Here is a 16,984-nt window from a genome sequence, read left to right on the forward strand (position 1 = left end):
GTTTGTAAGAACTGATGCGCGGCATCGCAACGGGAAGGGTGCGCTAACGTCTTGTAACAATCGGCGCCGGCCCTGCCCTCGCCGGCTGCCGAAACCCGTCCGGCTCCCGCTCGTGCGCCCCGATGCGCTCATCGTCGTCTTGCCGTCGACCGCCTTGCGCGGCGCGCACTGCAACAAAACAAAAAGGCGGCACTCGCGTGCCGCCTTCTTTTCATCAACGCGCGCGGATATCGAACCCGGCGCCGCAACGCCGCTCAGCGCGACATCATGTTCATGCTGACGTTGTGCATCACCCACAGCGTGCCGACGATCAGGATCGCCGCGGTCAGCACCGTGTAGCTGAATGCCATCACGTTCCAGCGCTGGCCCGACGAACCGTTCATGTGCAGGAAGTACACGAGGTGCACGACGATCTGCACGAACGCGAGCACGGCGAGCGCGATCAGCGACGCATGCGGCGACAGCACGCCGCCCATCACGAGGCCGAACGACGCGGCCGTGAGCAGCACCGACAGGATGAAGCCGGCGACGTAGCCGCCGACACTGCCGTGCCCTTCTTCGAGTTGAGACGAATGCGAATGGGCCATTTAGATCACGCTCGCAAGATAAACAAAGGAAAACACGCAGATCCACACGATGTCGAGGAAGTGCCAGAAGAGGCTCAGGCACGTCAGGCGCCGCAGGTCGCGATCGGTCAGGTCGCCGCCGCGCAACACGATCTGCCCGGCGAGCACGATCATCCACAGCAGGCCGGCCGTCACGTGCAGCCCGTGCGTGCCGACCAGCGTGAAGAACGCCGACAGGAACGCGCTGCGCTGCGGGCCGGCGCCTACCGCGATCAGGTGCGAGAACTCGCGCAGTTCCATCGCGAGAAACGCCGCGCCGAGCACGAACGTCACGGCGAGCCACGCGAGCAGCGCGCCGCGCCGCTGCTTGTACGCAGCGAGCATCGCGAAACCGTACGTGATGCTCGACAGCAGCAGCGCGGCCGTTTCCACCGCGACACCCGGAATGTCGAACAGGTCTTTCGCGGTCGGCCCGCCCGCATACTGGTGGCCGAGCACCGCGAACGTCGCGAACAGCGCCGCGAAGATCACGCAGTCGGTCATCAGGTACAGCCAGAAACCGAACACCGAATGCGACGGCGGATGGTCGTCGTGCTCGAGCAGGGTTGCGCTCAAGGTTTTCTGCAACATCAGTTGGCCTCCAGTTCCACGTCGTCGACACGCGCGGCCACGCGCGTGGTCGGCTGCTTGCCTTCGATCTTCCGCACCGTCGACGCGGGGATGTAATAACCGTCGTTATCGCGCGAGCTGTAGATCACCAGCGTCGCGACGATCCCGACGAGCCCGCCGATCGCCATCCACCAGATGTGCCATACCAGCGCGAAACCGAGCACCAGGCTGAAAATCGCGACCACAAGGCCCGCGCAGGTATTCGACGGCATGTGGATGTCGCGGATCGACGCCGGGTTCGGCCGGCCTTCGCCGCGAGCCTTCATGTCCGCGTACGCGTCGAGCGTGCGCACCTGCGGGATCACCGCGAAGTTGTAGTCGGCCGGCGGCGACGAGGTCGCCCACTCCAGCGTCCGGCCGCCCCACGGGTCGCCCGTCGTGTCGCGGTATTCGGGCAGGTTGCGGTTGCGGATGCTGACCACCAGTTGCAGCAACTGGCACGCAATGCCGATCGCGATCAGCACGGCGCCGAACGCGGCAACCAGCAGCCATGGATGCCATGCCGGGTTGTCGTAGTGGTTGAGCCGGCGCGTCATGCCCATGAAGCCGAGCACGTAGAGCGGCACGAACGCGACGTAGAAGCCGACCTGCCAGAACCAGAACGCGGCCTTGCCGAGCTTCTCGTTCAGCTTGAAGCCGAACGCCTTCGGGAACCAGTAGTTGAAGCCCGCGAGATAACCGAACAGCACGCCGCCGATGATCACGTTATGGAAGTGCGCGATCAGGAACAGGCTGTTGTGCAGCACGAAGTCCGCGCCGGGAATCGCCATCATCACGCCGGTCATGCCGCCGAGCGTGAACGTGACCATGAAGCCGATCGTCCACAGCACGGGCGTCGTGAATTCGATCCGGCCGCGATACATCGTGAACAGCCAGTTGAACACCTTCACGCCGGTCGGGATCGCGATGATCATCGTCATGATGCCGAAGAACGCGTTCACGTTCGCACCCGAGCCCATCGTGAAGAAGTGATGCAGCCACACGAGGAACGACAGCACCATGATCGCGCAGGTCGCGTACACCATCGTCTTGTAGCCGAACAGCGGCTTCTTCGCGAACGTCGCGATGACTTCCGAGAAGATGCCGAACGCCGGCAGGATCAGGATGTACACCTCCGGGTGGCCCCACGCCCAGATCAGGTTCAGGTACAGCATCGCGTTGCCGCCGGCTTCGTTCGTGAAGAAGTGCATGCCGAGGTAACGGTCGAGGCCGAGCAGCGCGAGCGTCGCGGTCAGGATCGGGAACGACGCCATGATCAGCACGTTCGTGCAGAGCGCGGTCCACGTGAACACCGGCATTTTCATCAGCGTCATGCCCGGCGCGCGCATCTTGATGATCGTCACGAAGAAGTTCACGCCGGTCAGCAGCGTGCCGACGCCCGAGATCTGCAGCGCCCACAGGTAATAGTCGACCCCTACCCCCGGGCTGTACTGCAGCTCCGACAGCGGCGGGTACGCGAGCCAGCCCGTCTGCGCGAATTCGCCGATCACGAGCGAGATGTTGATCAGGATCGCACTGACCGCCGTCATCCAGAAGCTCAGCGAGTTGATGAACGGGAATGCGACATCGCGCGCGCCGATCTGCAGCGGCACGATCAGGTTCATCAGGCCGACCATGAACACCATCGCCATGAAGAAGATCATGATCACGCCGTGCGCCGTGAAGATCTGGTCATAGTGGTGCGGCGGCAGGTAGCCGGGCGCGTTGTACGCGAGCGCGAGCTGCATGCGCATCATGATCGCGTCGGCGAAGCCGCGCAGCAGCATGATCAGCGCAACGATGATGTACATCACGCCGAGTTTCTTGTGGTCGACCGTCGTCAGCCATTCCGTCCACAGCCATTTCCACCGGCCGGTGATCGTCAGTGCGGCGAGAATGCCCAGCACGGCCAGCCCCATGAAGGCACCGGCCACCATGATGATGGGCTGATCGAACGGGATCGCCGAGAGTGTGAGTTTGCCGAACATGCGTTACCCCTTCGTGCCGCAGGCGGCGTCCTTCAGGTCGAGGACGTGGCCATCGTTGTATTTCGCGATGATGTTGTGGAAGAGCCGCGGATCGACCGACGAGAAGTAGCGCACCGGCGCCTTCTCGCTCGGCTGCGCGACGGTGCCGTACACGGTCGCGTCGAGCCGATCCGGCGACGCCTTGACCTTCTGCACCCATGCATCGAACTGTTCGCGCGGCTCGGCGAGCGTGCGGAACTTCATGTCGGAGAAGCCGCGGCCGCTGAAGTTGGCGGACGTGCCCGCGTAGTTGCCGGGCTCGTCGGCAATCAGGTGCAGGCGCGTTTGCATGCCGGCCATCGCGTAGACCTGGCCGCCGAGCTGCGGGATGAAGAACGAGTTCATCACCGAATCCGACGTGATGCGGAAGTTCACGGGCGTGCCCACCGGAATCGCGAGCTGGTTCACCGACGCGATGCCGAGTTCCGGATAGATGAACAGCCACTTCCAGTCGAGCGCGACGACCTCGACGTCGATCGGCTTCACCGACGACTCGAGCGGCTTGTACGGGTCGAGCTCGTGCGTGGTCTTCCACGTGAGCACGCCGAGGAACAGGATGATCAGCGTCGGCACCGTCCAGATCACGACTTCGATTGCGGTCGAGTGCGACCAGTTCGGCGCGTAGGCTGCGTTGCGGTTCGACGCGCGGTAGCGCCACGCGAAGTAAAGCGTCAGCAGGATCACCGGCACGACTACGATCAGCATCGCCCAGGTGGACGTCGCAATCAGCGCCTTTTCGGCGGCGCCCACGCTTCCTTTCGGATTTAGTACATCTAAATTACAACCTGACAGGCTCAGCGCCGCGCCGATTGACGTCAGCGCCGACCAGCCTCTTGAAGCTCTTGTTTTCATCACACAGCCCGAGGGTCATTGAATCCGTTTGCGTATGCCCGATGCGCATTCGATCCACGAAAGTGGCCGAATCATACGTCGCGCGGGTGCGATGAAAAACCGGTGGATGCGGCAAATCATCATTGCAAAATCTGCCGTGAGTCACATTGTCGCGGGGCAATTTCACGCAGCCGGAAGCGGGTCCGGCACCGCATGCGCCGGACCGCAATCGATGTGTGCGCAACGACTTAATCCCGTACGATGCGCCCCGCCCTCGCGGCGTGCCGCGATCAGCCGTGCGTCGACGCCATGTACGACGGTTGCGCGGGCACGGGGCCGTCCGCGGCCGGCACTTTCGAATGGCTGGCTTCGTCGATCAGCTTGCCGACGGTCGGGTCGATCGCGTCGGTGAACGGTTTCGGATCGATGCCGATCGCCAACACGATCAGCGCGAGCGACGCGAACATCACGATCTCGCGACGGTTCAAGTCGGCGAGCTTCGCGATCCGCTGGTTCGCAACCTTGCCGAACACGACGCGCTTGAGCATCCACAGCGTGTACGACGCGCTGAGGATCAGCGTCAGCGCGGCGATTGCGCCGATCCAGAAGTTGAAACGAATCGCGCCCATGATGACCATGAACTCGCCGACGAACCCCGACGTGCCCGGCAGGCCGACGTTGGCCATCGCGAACAGCAGCGTGAAGGTCGCGAAGCGCGGCATCACGCCCGCCACCCCGCCGTACGCGGCAATCTCGCGCTGCTTCGTGCGATCGACGAGCACGTTCACGCACAGTAGCATCGCGCCGGCGACGAAGCCGTACGACACGAGCTGCACGATCGCGCCTTCGACGCCGATCCGGTTGAACAGGAACAACCCGAGCGTGACGATACCCATGTGTGCGACCGTCGAGTACGCGAGCAGCTTGCCGAGATCGGTCTGCGCGAGCGCGATCAGGCTCGCATAGACGATCGCGAACAGCGACAGCGCGATCACGGCCGGTGCGAAGAAGTGGCTCGCGTCGGGCGTGATCGGCAGCGCAAAGCGCAGGAAACCGTAGCCGCCGAGCTTGAGCATCGCGAGCATCAGCGCGGCGCCCGTCGGGCCATCCGTGTACACGTCGCTCAGCCACGTGTGAACCGGCCACATCGGCACCTTGACCGCGAACGCGGCGAAGAAGCCGAGGAACACCAGCAACTGCGGTGCGAAACCGAGCTGCAGCGTGCGCCACACGGCCATGTCGAACGTATGCGACTGCGCGTACAGGTACAGCATCGCCATCAGCAGCAACAGCGAGCCGGCGAACGAGATGAAGAAGAACTTCACGGCCGCGTACACGCGGCGCTCGCGCCCCCACGTGCCGATCAGCAGGTAAAGCGGGATCAGCGTCGCCTCGAAGAAGATGAAGAACAGCAGCCCGTCCTGTGCGACGAACACGCCGACCATCAACCCCGACAGGATCAGGAACGACGCGTAGTACTGCGCGACGCGCACCGTGACCGACTCCCACGACGCGACCACCACCACGAGCGTCGTGAATGCGGTCAGCACGACGAGCCACAGCGACGCGCCGTCGATGCCGACCCGCCATCCCGAGTTGAACGCCGCCAGCCAGTTGCGGCTTTCGACGAACTGCATCGCGGCCGAATGCGCGTCGAAACCGGCGACCAGCGGGACGACGGCGACAAGCCCCGCCAGCGCGCCGGCGAGCGCGATCAGCCGCGTCCGGCGTGGATGATGGTCGGAACCGGCGCGCAGCAGGCACACGCCAAACACGATCGGAACCCAGATGGCCAGGCTCAGGAAAGGGAAATCATGCATGTCAACAAGGCCTTGAGGAAGGTCGCGCGCTGCATCGGTGACAGGCGAGACGAAAGGAACGAAATCAAATCGACAGATAGATTTCGTGAATCGCCAATGTTGGCTAAATGTAAAGCGGCATCACGGAAAAACTTGATGCCGCTCAAGCGCAATCGGGTTAACCAGCATAAGGTGATCGATTATTTTTTGCAGCGCAGCAGCGCATCGATTTTCTGCTTAGGCGCAGAATGCTGATTTTTATGAGTAATTTTTTGTATTGCGCGGTGAGGTCCGTCGTGAAAATCGACGCAGTGCCGCAATTTTGACGCCGACGCATCATTTCCAAGGGCCGGAGCACGATGGTTGAAGCCGCGCCGGATGGTGATCGCGCGGCGCTTCCAGCCTTACACCATTCCCTTCATTTTTATTTCAATTTGTCTTGCTCGATGCAAATCGGGCGAATGACCATTCCACCGATCGGCGTGGCCGCAAGCACCGCTATCGTTCATGCTCCCGGCCGCTAACGCTGATGACTCAGACGGTCCCATACGCGCATCGTCACCGCGCGATAGTGGCCGTGTTGCGCGGGAAAATGGACGAAGCGGCTGTCGCGCGTGGCATAGACCGGCGATGACGCGAGCGTCATCGCATCGACGATATGGTGCGCATCGATCATGCCGGACTGCAGCAGTTCCACATAGATCGCCTGCTGGTCGCCGCCGCTCGCGTAGACCGACGAACGATCGCCGAAATTCTCGATGCGCGCGCAGATGCGCTCGACCAGTTCGCGCATCGGCGCGACGTTGCGCACGCCGATCATGCACGAGTTGATCGCCCAGGCCGTGTGATCGGTACCGATCACGAAGTCGCGGCCGTCGATCATGCTGTCGATGGCCTGACTCTGATCGATCGCCAGGATGTCCGCATCGACCCAGAACACGAACGCGTGATGCGGCAGATGCTCTCGAATCAGATGCAGCTTCGCCCAGTTCGCATCGATGCCGCCCGGCAGGAATGCGGGCGCCTCGCGATACGCGTGGTACGCATAACCGTGCCGCGTACAGTAGCGAACGAAGTTCTCCTCGTGCAGGTCACCATAGCCCGCGATATGCGACGTATGCAGGCTCACGAACGCAACACGCGCTTGGGGATTCACATGCCGCTCCGCGTCGCGCGTTCGCTGCTGCGCGGCACGCCAGTCGTCCATTGCGTGCGGGGGATCGCCGCGCTGGACCCGTTCGGCATCGTCGACGAGTGCGACCACATAGCGGAAGTCATAGTCGGCGGCCGGCACCCAGACGCCCTCCACCTGCCGCCACTCGGGCGCCTGGTGCGCCACGAGCGGCCGGGCGCCGGCGATGGAATCGATCGTGATGCCGTCGCTCCAGACCGTCTGGACCGACGCGAAATGGCCATTCGCGAGCGGCACGTCGAACGGCAGCGGCGGAAAGTACTCCGCAAGCAGCGTCGCCTCGCACGCGTGTTGCCGCTCCGGAAGGTGCATCGCCCACTTGCCCAGTTCGACCGCCAGCTTGCGCAACCGCTCCCGCACGTCGGGCACGTTGCGGAAGATCATGCCGCTTGCGGCGGGCAGCGCCGACTTCGGCGCCTGCGTTGTGACGATCGCATCGTAACCGTGCGCGACATCCGGCAGCGCGTGCGGGTCGAATACGACGGAGAACGGATCGAGCACGAGCAGCAATGCGCCCGGCTCCATCGTGACGAGTTGCGCGATGATCGCGTGGTACTTGTGCAGGACCTGCTGGCGCTCGCCATACACGTGCATGCCGTCGACCGTCGCATGGCGGTAGCCGTGCTGCCGCGCGTAACGCTCGTGGTTGTCGACCAGTCCGTCGACAGGTCGATGAGAGAGAACAGTCAGAACGGAATGCGGGCTGGCCAAGAGCATCACCTTGAGTCGCGCCAATCGATACGCGATATGTAGCGCATTACCGCTGCTCAAGTCGAGCACTCATTGCCTGACTCGCTGCCACGACCGAGTCCGTCCGCGAACGAGATCCGGTGGAAGCCATCGAATGTTTTGCGCGTGGTGCGCCGGAAAAAGAAAAAGCCCCGCAAGTCCGAGAACTTGCGGGGCTTTGTCACCGCTTTTGGCGGAGACGGAGTCGGAATGGCGGAGAGAGTGTCCCATATTGTGAAATCCATGCAGCTCTACTGAGTTCCAAAAAGCCTTTAGATTCAAAAAGTTGGAAATCTATGCGGGTGCAACCCATGCCGCATTCTTCCAGCCGAATCCGAAGGGTTCCAGGAACCATTTGATAGCGATTTCGCTAGTCAGGAGCTTTGGATGCGGACTCTCAACCGACTCACCGTGCTGCAAGTGGCACGCGTCAAAAAACATGGCCTGTACAGCGACGGCGGCGGCCTCTACCTGCAAGTGACCAAGACGCTTTCCAAGTCATGGTTGTTCCGGTTTATGCGCCGCGGACGCGCCAGGGGCATGGGGCTTGGCCCAATCCATGCCATCTCCCTCGCCGAGGCCCGTATCAAGGCCATGGAATGCCGGCGCCAGCTCGCGGAGAACATCGATCCGCTGGATCACCGCCGCGCCCAGCATAAGGCCGCTCAGTTTGCGCACACGAAATCCCTGCCGTTCCGGGACTGCGCCAGCCAGTACATCGAAGCCCATCGCGATTCATGGAAGAACGGGAAGCACGGCGCGCAATGGGAAAGCACCATTGAGACCTATGCCAACCCGGTGATCGGCGACCACGATGTTTCGCACATCGATACCGACGAAATCATGAAGGTGCTGGAACCCATCTGGGGCAGCAAGACGGAAACCGCCACACGGTTGCGCGGTCGCATCGAGTCGATCCTGGCGTGGGCGACCGTGAAGCGGTACCGCTCCGGCCTGAATCCTGCGCGCTGGAAAGGGCACCTCGACCAGTTGCTGGCCAAGCCTTCGCGCATCCGCAAGCCCAAACACCATGCCGCCCTGCCGTATGGCGAAGCCGCCGCTTTCATGGCGCGCGTGCAACGCGAAGACGGGAGCGCAGCCCTCGCGTTGCAACTCATCATCCTGACGGCGAGCCGCACCATTGAAGTGGCTGGTGCACGGAAAGAAGAATTCGATCTGACAGCGAAGATCTGGACCATTCCGCCCGAGCGCATGAAGGCCAAGCGCGAGCACCGCGTTCCGTTGTCCACGTCGGTGCTTCAAATCGTCACGCCGCTCGTTGAGGTAGGGGCGAGTCCGTTCCTGTTCCCAGGCGGCAAGAGTGGTGACAAGCACCTGTCGAACATGGCGATGCTTCAACTGCTCAAACGCATGGGGCGCAGCGACCTGACAGTTCACGGTTTCCGCTCAACCTTCAAGGATTGGGCACGGGAAACCACCGACTATGCACGGGAAGTCTCCGAGGCCGCGCTCGCTCATGTGATCGGCGACCAGACGGAAGCCGCCTACGCGCGCGGCGATCTGTTTGCCAAGCGTACCGGCCTCATGCAGACCTGGGCGGATTATCTCGCCAGCGCTGAGCGAGGCTGATGCTCTAGACGGCCGCTCTCGGCAACAGGATCGGCCCGACCGTTTGCACCTAATCCCCGTGGGATAGATGAAGCAAACAGCTTTTCCTGGCGCAGCAAAAGCAGGGAAACCCCACATCGGGATGCCGACCTACCACTCGCCGACCTACCCCGTGTGCACTTCCTGTCGCGTGCCACAAATATCCATGCGACAGATTGCGCAAGAGGGTGGGCCCACGGAGCGGCCACCCCATATGCGCAACAGCGGGCCTCCGGATCTGTTGCTGCACCCACTCGCTGCGCCAAGGGGGGCCGTCACTGCGACCGCAGTGACGGCCCCCTGCCCTACCCGTGGAATATGGGCTTGCGCGCGTTCCTATTGTTTGCGGCATGCGTGACGATGCCTGTCTACACTGACCTGGCATCAAGCCGTCGTCGATGGGCTTTGTACATCGGCACCCCAAAGACGTGGGTTCCTGCAAGCGTCACCCGACCAGGGCGGAACCATCCCCAGGCGTGTCCCGGCTCCCCCGCATGCCGCTCCTACCCAAGGGGCAGAGCCTTCCTTCTCCCGTCGTATTCGTCCTTTCTGCGCCCACGGCGCGCTGTTCCTCTCGGTCACGTTTCGAGCGCAACGCTCGCGACCACCCGCCACTCATCCCACCCACGTTCAAAGGAGGTTTCATCACCGCTGTCAGCGTTGCCTTGTCTTGCCGTACCTCTGCCTCGTCTTCCTACAGGGAGCGCAGCAGATGCCTCATCGGAGGCAAACCGGTGTTCTGAGCACCACGCCCTCGTCCTTCGGGAGCCTCGCCTTGGCGAGTCGGCAATTTCACTTACCTGCTTCCACCTCAGAGTGCACAACAACACATCAACGACCAGGGCCACGATGGACGATCTGACCTACACCCTGCGGCAACTGTGCCGGCGCAACCGTGACGGCAGCCATGCCACCCAGGCTGACCGCTTGCGTGGCCTAACGCTGGTGGCTCGCCAACTGAGCGAGGCGGGATTTCGACGCATGACGGCCACGTCCCTCAAGGGCAAGCATGTGGATGCCCTGGTGGACCGATGGCAAGCCGAGGGCCTGTCCGCCGGCACACTCAAGAATCGGTTGGCGCATCTGCGCTGGTGGGCCGAGAAGGTGGGCAAGGCCGGGGTTATTCCGGCCGATAACACGCGCCTGGGCATTCCGGAGCGCCAACACGTCACCAACGCCGACAAGTCCCAGCATCTGGATGGGCGGTTGGATCAGGTGGCTGCAACGGAACGGATCACGATGACGATGCACGAGCTGGACAGGTTTAAGGTCATCCAGGACGTCGCAGACGGCAAGCTTCAGCCGTGGCGCGCGGCCGAGCGACTCGAACTGACGACACGGCAGATCCGGCGACTGGTCGGCCGATTGCGTGAGCACGGGCCGCAAGGTCTCGTGTCGCAACGGCGCGCGAAGCCCAGCAACAACCGATTGGATAGCATGACGGCTGATCGGGCGCTGTCGATCATTCGGGATCGCTACGCGGACTTCGGCCCGACGCTGGCCTGCGAGAAGCTCTGGGAATGCCACGACATCCGGCTGGCCAAGGAAACGGTCAGGAAGCTGATGACGGAGGCTGGCTTGTGGGTGCCGCGCCGGCAGCGGCCGCCGAAGGTCTACCAGCCGCGTGCACGCCGGGCATGTCTGGGTGAACTGATCCAGATCGACGGCAGCGATCATCGGTGGTTCGAGGAACGGGCGCCGGCCTGCACGCTGCTGGTGTATGTGGACGACGCGACGAGCCGGCTGATGATGCTGCATTTCACGCGAACCGAATCGACCTTCAGCTACTTCGAGGCGACGCGGGCGTACATCGAGCGCCACGGCAAGCCGGGGGCGTTCTATAGCGACAAGTACAGTGTGTTCCGCAACGTAACGCCAGGCAAGACTGGTAATCGGGTGACGCACTTCGGTCGCGCGATGTACGAGCTGAACATCGACGCGTTTTGCGCAAACAGCAGTCCGGCCAAGGGGCGAGTCGAGCGAGCACATCTGACGCTTCAGGATCGCTTGGTCAAGGAGATGCGACTGCGCGGGATCAACACGGTGGCCGATGCCAACGCTTACGCGCCCTCCTTCATGGCCGCTTACAACGCACGTTTTGCGAAGCCACCGAAGAGCGAGTTCAATGCGCACCGACCGCTGCGCGCCGATGAGAATCTTGACTTGGTGCTGACGTGGCGCGAGCCGCGGAAAGTGACGAAGTCGCTCACGGTGCAGTACGACCGAGTGATGTATTTGCTGGACGATACACCGGAGAATCGGCAACTGATTGATCGAACGATCGAGGTTTGGGAGTACCCGGATGAGCGCATCGAACTCCGAGCAGAGGGCCGCGTGTTGCCCTGCAGGCAGTACGACCGGCTGGCCGAAATCGATCAAGGTGCCATCGTCGAACACAAGCGCCTGAGTCATGTGCTGCAGATCGCGCAAGCGCTTCAGGCGCAACGCGATAACAGCCGAATCGGTAAGGCACCGTCTCGAACGCATCGAGGCGACTCGACCAAGACGAACCGCAACACCACTCAGCCGAACAAAAAGAAGCAGCGTGAGTTCACGCAGGCCGATGTCGAGAAAGTGATCGTGGATCTTGCCGAACGCAGACAGGTCCAACAGCCCGCGCGCAAATCTGGCCGCCGGTCTGCAAGGGGCAGTGACGCAAGCGTAAGCACCCTGCTCGTTCAGGATCCGCTCTTCGACACTGCGTGATCTGTAACCCAAGAGAAACAAACCTCAAGCCCGTAAACCCGGACATTTCAACTTAGCCGAGACGCGGACATTTGAGAATGGCTTTGACATGGGAGGATCGAGAGGCGGTCCTGACGGCCCCACCTCACCACCAGAACCACGACACGAAGCTGACGATAGGACATGCAGCTAACTGTTGGACATGTGCGACCAATGGCCTGACTTCGCTGGCAGGTTCAACAAGTCGCGAATGCGAGCGAGATGGACACGTACCGACTCGGGATCAGCAGACGTCGTCCGCCGCTCGTGTGCCCGTGACAGCTCGGGCGGCATCGCAACGCAGGAAGCTGCCGGCGAAGCTTGAGCCAGCACCGGTGTTGTCGTCCCAGGCCGGCGGCCAGCCCACAAACGGAACTCGCCCCTCAATGCGCGCGCAATCAAGCTAAGCAGGTAAGCCACCGCATTGCGCACGGTGCCGAGCCGACTGCGTGCTTCCAGTTCTGCCAGAACCTCCTGCCGTTGCTCATCCGGCAACCGATGCAGGGCCAGGCGCAGATCGCGATGCTGGTCTTGCGTGATGCGTTGCAGGCAGGATGGCCAGGCTGACGCAACTGCATCGGCCGTTCCCTCGCGCGCGCCTGCGCGGTACGTACGTACTTCTTTAGAAGTTTCTTTATACGTACGTAAGGGCGCGGCGCGCAGGGAGGCACTCGGGGACGTAGGGTCCACATCCTGCGAACGAGGTGGCGTCTCGTCGGATGCTGTAGGCACTGACAAAGATGGTGGCGCCGGAGGATCACGCTCATCGTCCCGAGAGCTACCCTGCGAGGCCAGACGCACCTGCACAACGAGCGGCCGCAAGACCGCCGGCACCGTCGGATCGGCCGCCAGTTCGACTAGCACGCTCGTGGCCACGGCCTGCGTCGCCGGGTGCGTATCGCAAAGCGCATCACGCAGCAGATCGACATAGCCGGGGTCTGCTGCGCACACGGTCGCGCAGCTCGCGGGCGTGTCGTGAACCACATAAGCGGGCGGGAGCGGCTGCCCCGTGATGGGATCGTGCCGCAGCGGCTCCTGGTGAATCCAGCGCGTCAGGCGCAGCAAGAACACGCAGCGCTTGGCGGTGGACGGCGACACCAGCGATTGAGTCTCGGCGCAGGCCAGCAGCCGGCGCTGCCATTCCAGATTGGGCGGCAGGCTACCTTCCCGGGCCGCCGCCAGGAACACCAAGTACAGATTGCGCTCCATCGGCGTCAGGCGTTTGTCGCGCAACAGCGCGAGCGGCACACCGACAGTAGGCACGGATCGAGCGCCATCCTGCGTCGCCGCGTCGCTCGGGTGAGCATGGTGAATTGGGGAAGCTTGCTGGGGCATGATCGAACTCCGCAGAACCCTGGCACATCGCCAGATGGGTTCGTATGGCATCCGATTAGCGGAGCGGCGTCATGAAGCAATACGGCACGCACGGCCCCCGATTTGTTCGACCCGGCGTATGCTTCAGCCTTGGAACTCGCTGGACAACAGGATTTCACACCCTGCGACAAGCCCATGTGGCACCGACTGTTTTGATAGCCGCGTTGATAGTTATGTAAGCGGCCTACCAAAAACAAAACCCCGGAAGACCGTAATCTTCCGGGGTTCCACCGCCATAAGCTGGCGGAGACGGAGGGATTCGAACCCTCGATCCAGGTTTTGGCCCAGATGCTCCCTTAGCAGGGGAGTGCCTTCGACCTCTCGGCCACGTCTCCCAAACTTTCGCTCGCACCAGGGAGGCAGTGCGACGAGAACGAGATAGTATAGGGTTTCGAACCGCGCGTCAATTTCCGTGATGCATTTTCGTCAACGCATCACGAAAATTTCATCATGCCTGGTCGAGTTCGAATGCCTTGTGCAGCGCGCGGACGGCCAGCTCCATGTATTTCTCGTCGATCAGCACCGAAATCTTGATTTCGGACGTCGAGATCATCTGGATGTTGATGCCCTCTTCCGACAGCGTGCGGAACATCTTGCTCGCGACGCCCACGTGCGAACGCATGCCGACGCCGACGACCGACACCTTCGACACCTTCGGGTCGCCCTGCACCTGCTCCGCGTTCACGTGGCCCTTCACCTGGTTGGTGAGGATGTCCATCGCCTTCTGGTAGTCGCCGCGGCCGACCGTGAACGTGAAGTCGGTTTTGCCTTCGACGCTCTGGTTCTGGATGATCATGTCGACGTCGACGTTCGCATCGGCGACCGGGCCGAGGATCTGATACGCGATGCCCGGCTTGTCGGGCACGCCCATCACAGCAATGCGTGCTTCGTCGCGCTGGAACGCGATGCCGGAAATGACTGCCTTTTCCATGGTCTCGTCTTCTTCAAAAGTAATCAGGGTGCCCGAGCGCATTTCTTCGTCGAGCGCAATCAGCGGATCGGTCAGGCTCGACAGCACGCGCGTCTTCACCTGGAATTTGCCGGCGAATTCGACCGAGCGGATCTGCAGGACCTTCGAGCCGAGGCTGGCCATTTCCAGCATCTCCTCGAACGTCACGCGATCGAGGCGTCGCGCCTCTTCGACGACACGCGGATCGGTCGTGTAGACGCCATCGACGTCCGTGTAGATCAGGCACTCTTCGGCACCCAGCGCAGCCGCGACCGCCACTGCCGACGTGTCCGAGCCGCCACGGCCCAGCGTCGTGATGTGGCCGTCCGGATCGACGCCCTGGAAGCCCGTGATGATCACGACCTTGCCTGCGTTCAGATCGGCCTTCACGCGCTCGTCGTCGATCGAGTGGATGCGCGCTTTCGTGAACGCGCTGTCGGTCTTGATCGGTACTTGCCAGCCGGCGTAGCTCACGGCCTCGACGCCGATTTCCTGCAGCGCGATCGACAGCAGGCCGACGCTGACCTGCTCGCCGGTCGACGCGATCATGTCGAGCTCACGCGGGCTCGGCTGGCTCGAAATCTCTTTCGCAAGACCGAGCAGACGGTTGGTTTCGCCGGACATCGCCGAAGGCACGACCACCATCTGGTGCCCGGCCTGATGCCATTTTGCGACGCGTTTCGCGACGTTCTTGATGCGCTCGACCGAGCCCATCGAAGTGCCGCCGTATTTGTGTACGATGAGTGCCATTGTCGTTCTGAACTGGAGGAGAAACCGCACGGGCGCGCTGGGCAGGCCGCGTAGCCGTTCGGTCACGCGGCTTGTGGCTGTGGACGGACGACGAGGGGGACGGCTGGGACCGCAACACGCAAGCGTGACGGATTTTGCCCGGAAGGCCGATCAGGCCGCGCAAACCGGGTACGTCACGCGGAAAACCTGCACAAATCGCTCAAAAATCGAGCCGAGCAAACGACCGAGCGTACCCGATAGAAGCCCGCTTGACAAGCCGCCCGCCGTGTCCGCGGCCGTTCCGGCGCTGTTTACCAAATGGTGAAAATGGGCGCGCCATCGCGCCGCCTGGAGCCCGTCCGCCGTTACGCGATCAGCAGGTCGGGACGCCATTCGATCCGGCGCCACGCGCCGCCGCCGGACGGCCCGCTGCCGAACAACTCGCCGTCGCAGTTCACGCCCAGTCGCGGCACGTAGATCAGCCGGTCGCCCGCGAACAGCAGCGGCACGTCGCGCTGCCATGCCGGCACGCCACGCTCCTGGAACAGGTTCTTCAGCGTCCGGCCCGGGCCGCCCGGCGAGGTGCGCATCCGCTCGCCGCCCGCCCGGGCGCGCGCGGCGAGCCGTGCGCCGCGCAGCAGCGCCTCCGGCACCGCGCCGGCGCTGCCCGCCTCGGCCGGCGCGAACACGAACGTGCCGCGCCATCCCGGCAGAGGCCAGACTTCCTGCCCGTCCCACGCGAGCGCCGATTCCGGATGCGGCGTGCCCGTGCCGTCGTCGGCCGGTTCGGCGCTGTCGCCCGCCTCCCAGTAGACGACGTCGCGATAGAGCCGCAGGCACTGCCCCGCATGATCGACGCGCAGTGCATGCGCGTCGTGCGCGGCGCGCAACTGCTTCATCATGTTGGCGAGCCGGGCGGCCGACGCGCCAGGCAAACCGAGCCGGCGCATCCAGAAGCGCAGCAGGTTCGCGCCGCGCGTGTCGTCGAACGCGACCAGCGACTCGCGCGACAGCGCACGCCCGTCATCGCGTGCGGCGACGGCGAAATCCAGTTCGGCCAGATCGTCGAGCAGCCGCTGCGCGGCGGCCGCATGCTGGGCCGCGCGACCGAGCGCGTCGCGAAAGCCCGGGAAATGCACGGCCAGCGCCGGCAGCACGTCGATGCGCAGCGCATTGCGCGCGTAGCGCGTGTCGCTGTTCGATTCGTCGTCGATCCATCCGAGCGCGTGCTGCGTCGCATAGCGCTCGAGTTGCGCGCGCAACAATCGCAACAACGGACGCACGCGCTCGACGCTCACGCCGTCGGGACGGTAGCGCGGCGCCATGGCGGCGAGCCCCGCGATCCCCGCGCCGCGCAGCAGTTGCAGCAGCACGGTCTCGGCCTGGTCGTCCGCATGCTGCGCGAGCCACAGCGTGACCGCGCCATGGCGCTCGCACATCGCGTCGAGCGCGGCATAACGACGCTCGCGGGCCGTCGCCTCGATACCGAGGCCGCTGTCGCGCGGCACGTCGACACGCATCGATTCGAATTCGACGCCGAGCCGCGCCGCTTCCGCTTCGGCATGCGCGACCCATGCGTCGGCGTTCGCGCTCAGGCCGTGATGCACGTGCAGCGCGACGCAACGCGACGCGCCCGCGACACGCACGGCCGCGTCGAGCAGCACCGTCGAATCGAGGCCGCCGCTGTAGGCGATCGCGATGCGCGCATCGGACGGCATGCCGGAAAGCGCAACGCCGACCGCGTCGAGTACGACTCGGTCGGCGGAGAATTCGGTCGGTGGGATCACGAGAGGGACGCGCGCGCAGCC

At 63.4% G+C, this 16,984-nt stretch carries 12 protein-coding genes, 1 tRNA gene and 1 pseudogene; 4 read left to right on the forward strand and 10 right to left on the reverse strand.

The annotated features are described in order from the left end of the window. Positions 1–254 precede the first annotated feature (254 nt). The 5 genes from cyoD to R9B84_RS10830 form a co-directional block, all read right to left on the reverse strand. The gene (gene cyoD / locus R9B84_RS10810) at positions 255–587 is read right to left on the reverse strand and encodes a cytochrome o ubiquinol oxidase subunit IV (RefSeq protein ID WP_011352504.1); all 333 of its coding nucleotides are present in this window, start codon (positions 585–587) and stop codon (positions 255–257) included. After that, on the reverse strand, positions 588–1,196 hold the full coding sequence (gene cyoC / locus R9B84_RS10815) for a cytochrome o ubiquinol oxidase subunit III (RefSeq protein WP_423757958.1): 609 nt from the start codon (positions 1,194–1,196) through the stop codon (positions 588–590). After that, positions 1,196–3,202 (reverse strand): cytochrome o ubiquinol oxidase subunit I, encoded by a 2,007-nt coding sequence (gene cyoB, locus R9B84_RS10820; protein WP_423757959.1) that lies wholly within the window; start codon positions 3,200–3,202, stop codon positions 1,196–1,198. The genes cyoC and cyoB overlap by 1 nt, the downstream gene beginning before the upstream one ends. A gap of 3 nt (positions 3,203–3,205) precedes the next feature. Next, positions 3,206–4,093, reverse strand: a complete 888-nt coding sequence (cyoA, locus tag R9B84_RS10825; RefSeq protein ID WP_423757960.1) for a ubiquinol oxidase subunit II — start codon at positions 4,091–4,093, stop codon at positions 3,206–3,208. Positions 4,094–4,362: 269 nt separating this feature from the next. Then, complete coding sequence (locus R9B84_RS10830) at positions 4,363–5,892, reverse strand: complex I subunit 4 family protein (RefSeq protein WP_423757961.1); 1,530 nt, start codon at positions 5,890–5,892, stop codon at positions 4,363–4,365. Between R9B84_RS10830 and R9B84_RS10835 the strand changes: the two genes are divergently transcribed. Beyond that, positions 5,887–6,126 carry a hypothetical protein gene (locus tag R9B84_RS10835; protein WP_423757962.1) on the forward strand — a complete coding sequence of 80 codons (240 nt, stop codon included), beginning with the start codon at positions 5,887–5,889 and terminating at the stop codon, positions 6,124–6,126. The two genes, R9B84_RS10830 and R9B84_RS10835, sit on opposite strands and share 6 nt — an antisense overlap. Positions 6,127–6,391: 265 nt before the next feature. Here R9B84_RS10835 and R9B84_RS10840 read toward each other — a convergent pair whose 3' ends face one another. Beyond that, a complete protein-coding gene (locus tag R9B84_RS10840; protein ID WP_423759990.1) occupies positions 6,392–7,780 on the reverse strand; it encodes a hypothetical protein in 1,389 nt (462 codons plus the stop codon). Between the two features lie 399 nt (positions 7,781–8,179). On the opposite strand from R9B84_RS10840, the gene R9B84_RS10845 reads away from it, so the two are divergent. The 3 genes and pseudogenes from R9B84_RS10845 to R9B84_RS10855 all read left to right on the forward strand — a co-directional run bounded on the left by R9B84_RS10845 (position 8,180) and on the right by R9B84_RS10855 (position 12,106). Continuing rightward, positions 8,180–9,382: a tyrosine-type recombinase/integrase gene (locus R9B84_RS10845; protein ID WP_423757963.1), complete on the forward strand. Its 1,203-nt coding sequence runs from the start codon at positions 8,180–8,182 to the stop codon at positions 9,380–9,382. An 867-nt stretch (positions 9,383–10,249) separates the two neighbouring features. Continuing rightward, a pseudogene (locus R9B84_RS10850) lies at positions 10,250–10,618 on the forward strand (phage integrase N-terminal domain-containing protein); the annotation flags it as partial. After that, a complete protein-coding gene (locus tag R9B84_RS10855) occupies positions 10,616–12,106 on the forward strand; it encodes an ISNCY family transposase (protein ID WP_423759991.1) in 1,491 nt (496 codons plus the stop codon). The pseudogene R9B84_RS10850 and the gene R9B84_RS10855, both read left to right, overlap by 3 nt. Positions 12,107–12,274: 168 nt before the next feature. Here the strand turns inward: R9B84_RS10855 and R9B84_RS10860 are convergent, their stop codons facing one another. From R9B84_RS10860 to tilS, 4 genes are all read right to left on the reverse strand, one after another. Then, entirely contained in the window at positions 12,275–13,459 is a 1,185-nt protein-coding gene (locus tag R9B84_RS10860; protein ID WP_423757964.1) for an STY4528 family pathogenicity island replication protein, read from the reverse strand. 280 nt (positions 13,460–13,739) lie between these two features. After that, positions 13,740–13,833 (reverse strand) — tRNA-Ser (locus tag R9B84_RS10865). Between the two features lie 113 nt (positions 13,834–13,946). Then, positions 13,947–15,197 (reverse strand): aspartate kinase, encoded by a 1,251-nt coding sequence (locus R9B84_RS10870; protein WP_048248705.1) that lies wholly within the window; start codon positions 15,195–15,197, stop codon positions 13,947–13,949. 344 nt (positions 15,198–15,541) lie between these two features. Beyond that, positions 15,542–16,963: a tRNA lysidine(34) synthetase TilS gene (gene tilS, locus R9B84_RS10875; RefSeq protein WP_423757965.1), complete on the reverse strand. Its 1,422-nt coding sequence runs from the start codon at positions 16,961–16,963 to the stop codon at positions 15,542–15,544. Positions 16,964–16,984 lie beyond the last annotated feature (21 nt).

The organism is Burkholderia sp. NLJ2 (assembly GCF_049487195.1).
Classification (GTDB): Bacteria; Pseudomonadota; Gammaproteobacteria; order Burkholderiales; family Burkholderiaceae; genus Burkholderia; species Burkholderia pyrrocinia.

Excerpts from the sequence above, each read along its gene's own strand:
- R9B84_RS10845 (WP_423757963.1), top strand. The coding sequence starts at position 8,180 with ATGCGGACTCTCAACCGACTCACCGTGCTGCAAGTGGCACGCGTCAAA.
- cyoB (WP_423757959.1), bottom strand. The coding sequence starts at position 3,202 with ATGTTCGGCAAACTCACACTCTCGGCGATCCCGTTCGATCAGCCCATC.
- R9B84_RS10835 (WP_423757962.1), top strand. The coding sequence starts at position 5,887 with ATGCATGTCAACAAGGCCTTGAGGAAGGTCGCGCGCTGCATCGGTGAC.
- R9B84_RS10860 (WP_423757964.1), bottom strand. The coding sequence starts at position 13,459 with ATGCCCCAGCAAGCTTCCCCAATTCACCATGCTCACCCGAGCGACGCG.
- cyoD (WP_011352504.1), bottom strand. The coding sequence starts at position 587 with ATGGCCCATTCGCATTCGTCTCAACTCGAAGAAGGGCACGGCAGTGTC.
- cyoA (WP_423757960.1), bottom strand. The coding sequence starts at position 4,093 with ATGAAAACAAGAGCTTCAAGAGGCTGGTCGGCGCTGACGTCAATCGGC.
- cyoC (WP_423757958.1), bottom strand. The coding sequence starts at position 1,196 with ATGTTGCAGAAAACCTTGAGCGCAACCCTGCTCGAGCACGACGACCAT.
- R9B84_RS10870 (WP_048248705.1), bottom strand. The coding sequence starts at position 15,197 with ATGGCACTCATCGTACACAAATACGGCGGCACTTCGATGGGCTCGGTC.
- R9B84_RS10830 (WP_423757961.1), bottom strand. The coding sequence starts at position 5,892 with ATGCATGATTTCCCTTTCCTGAGCCTGGCCATCTGGGTTCCGATCGTG.
- R9B84_RS10840 (WP_423759990.1), bottom strand. The coding sequence starts at position 7,780 with ATGCTCTTGGCCAGCCCGCATTCCGTTCTGACTGTTCTCTCTCATCGA.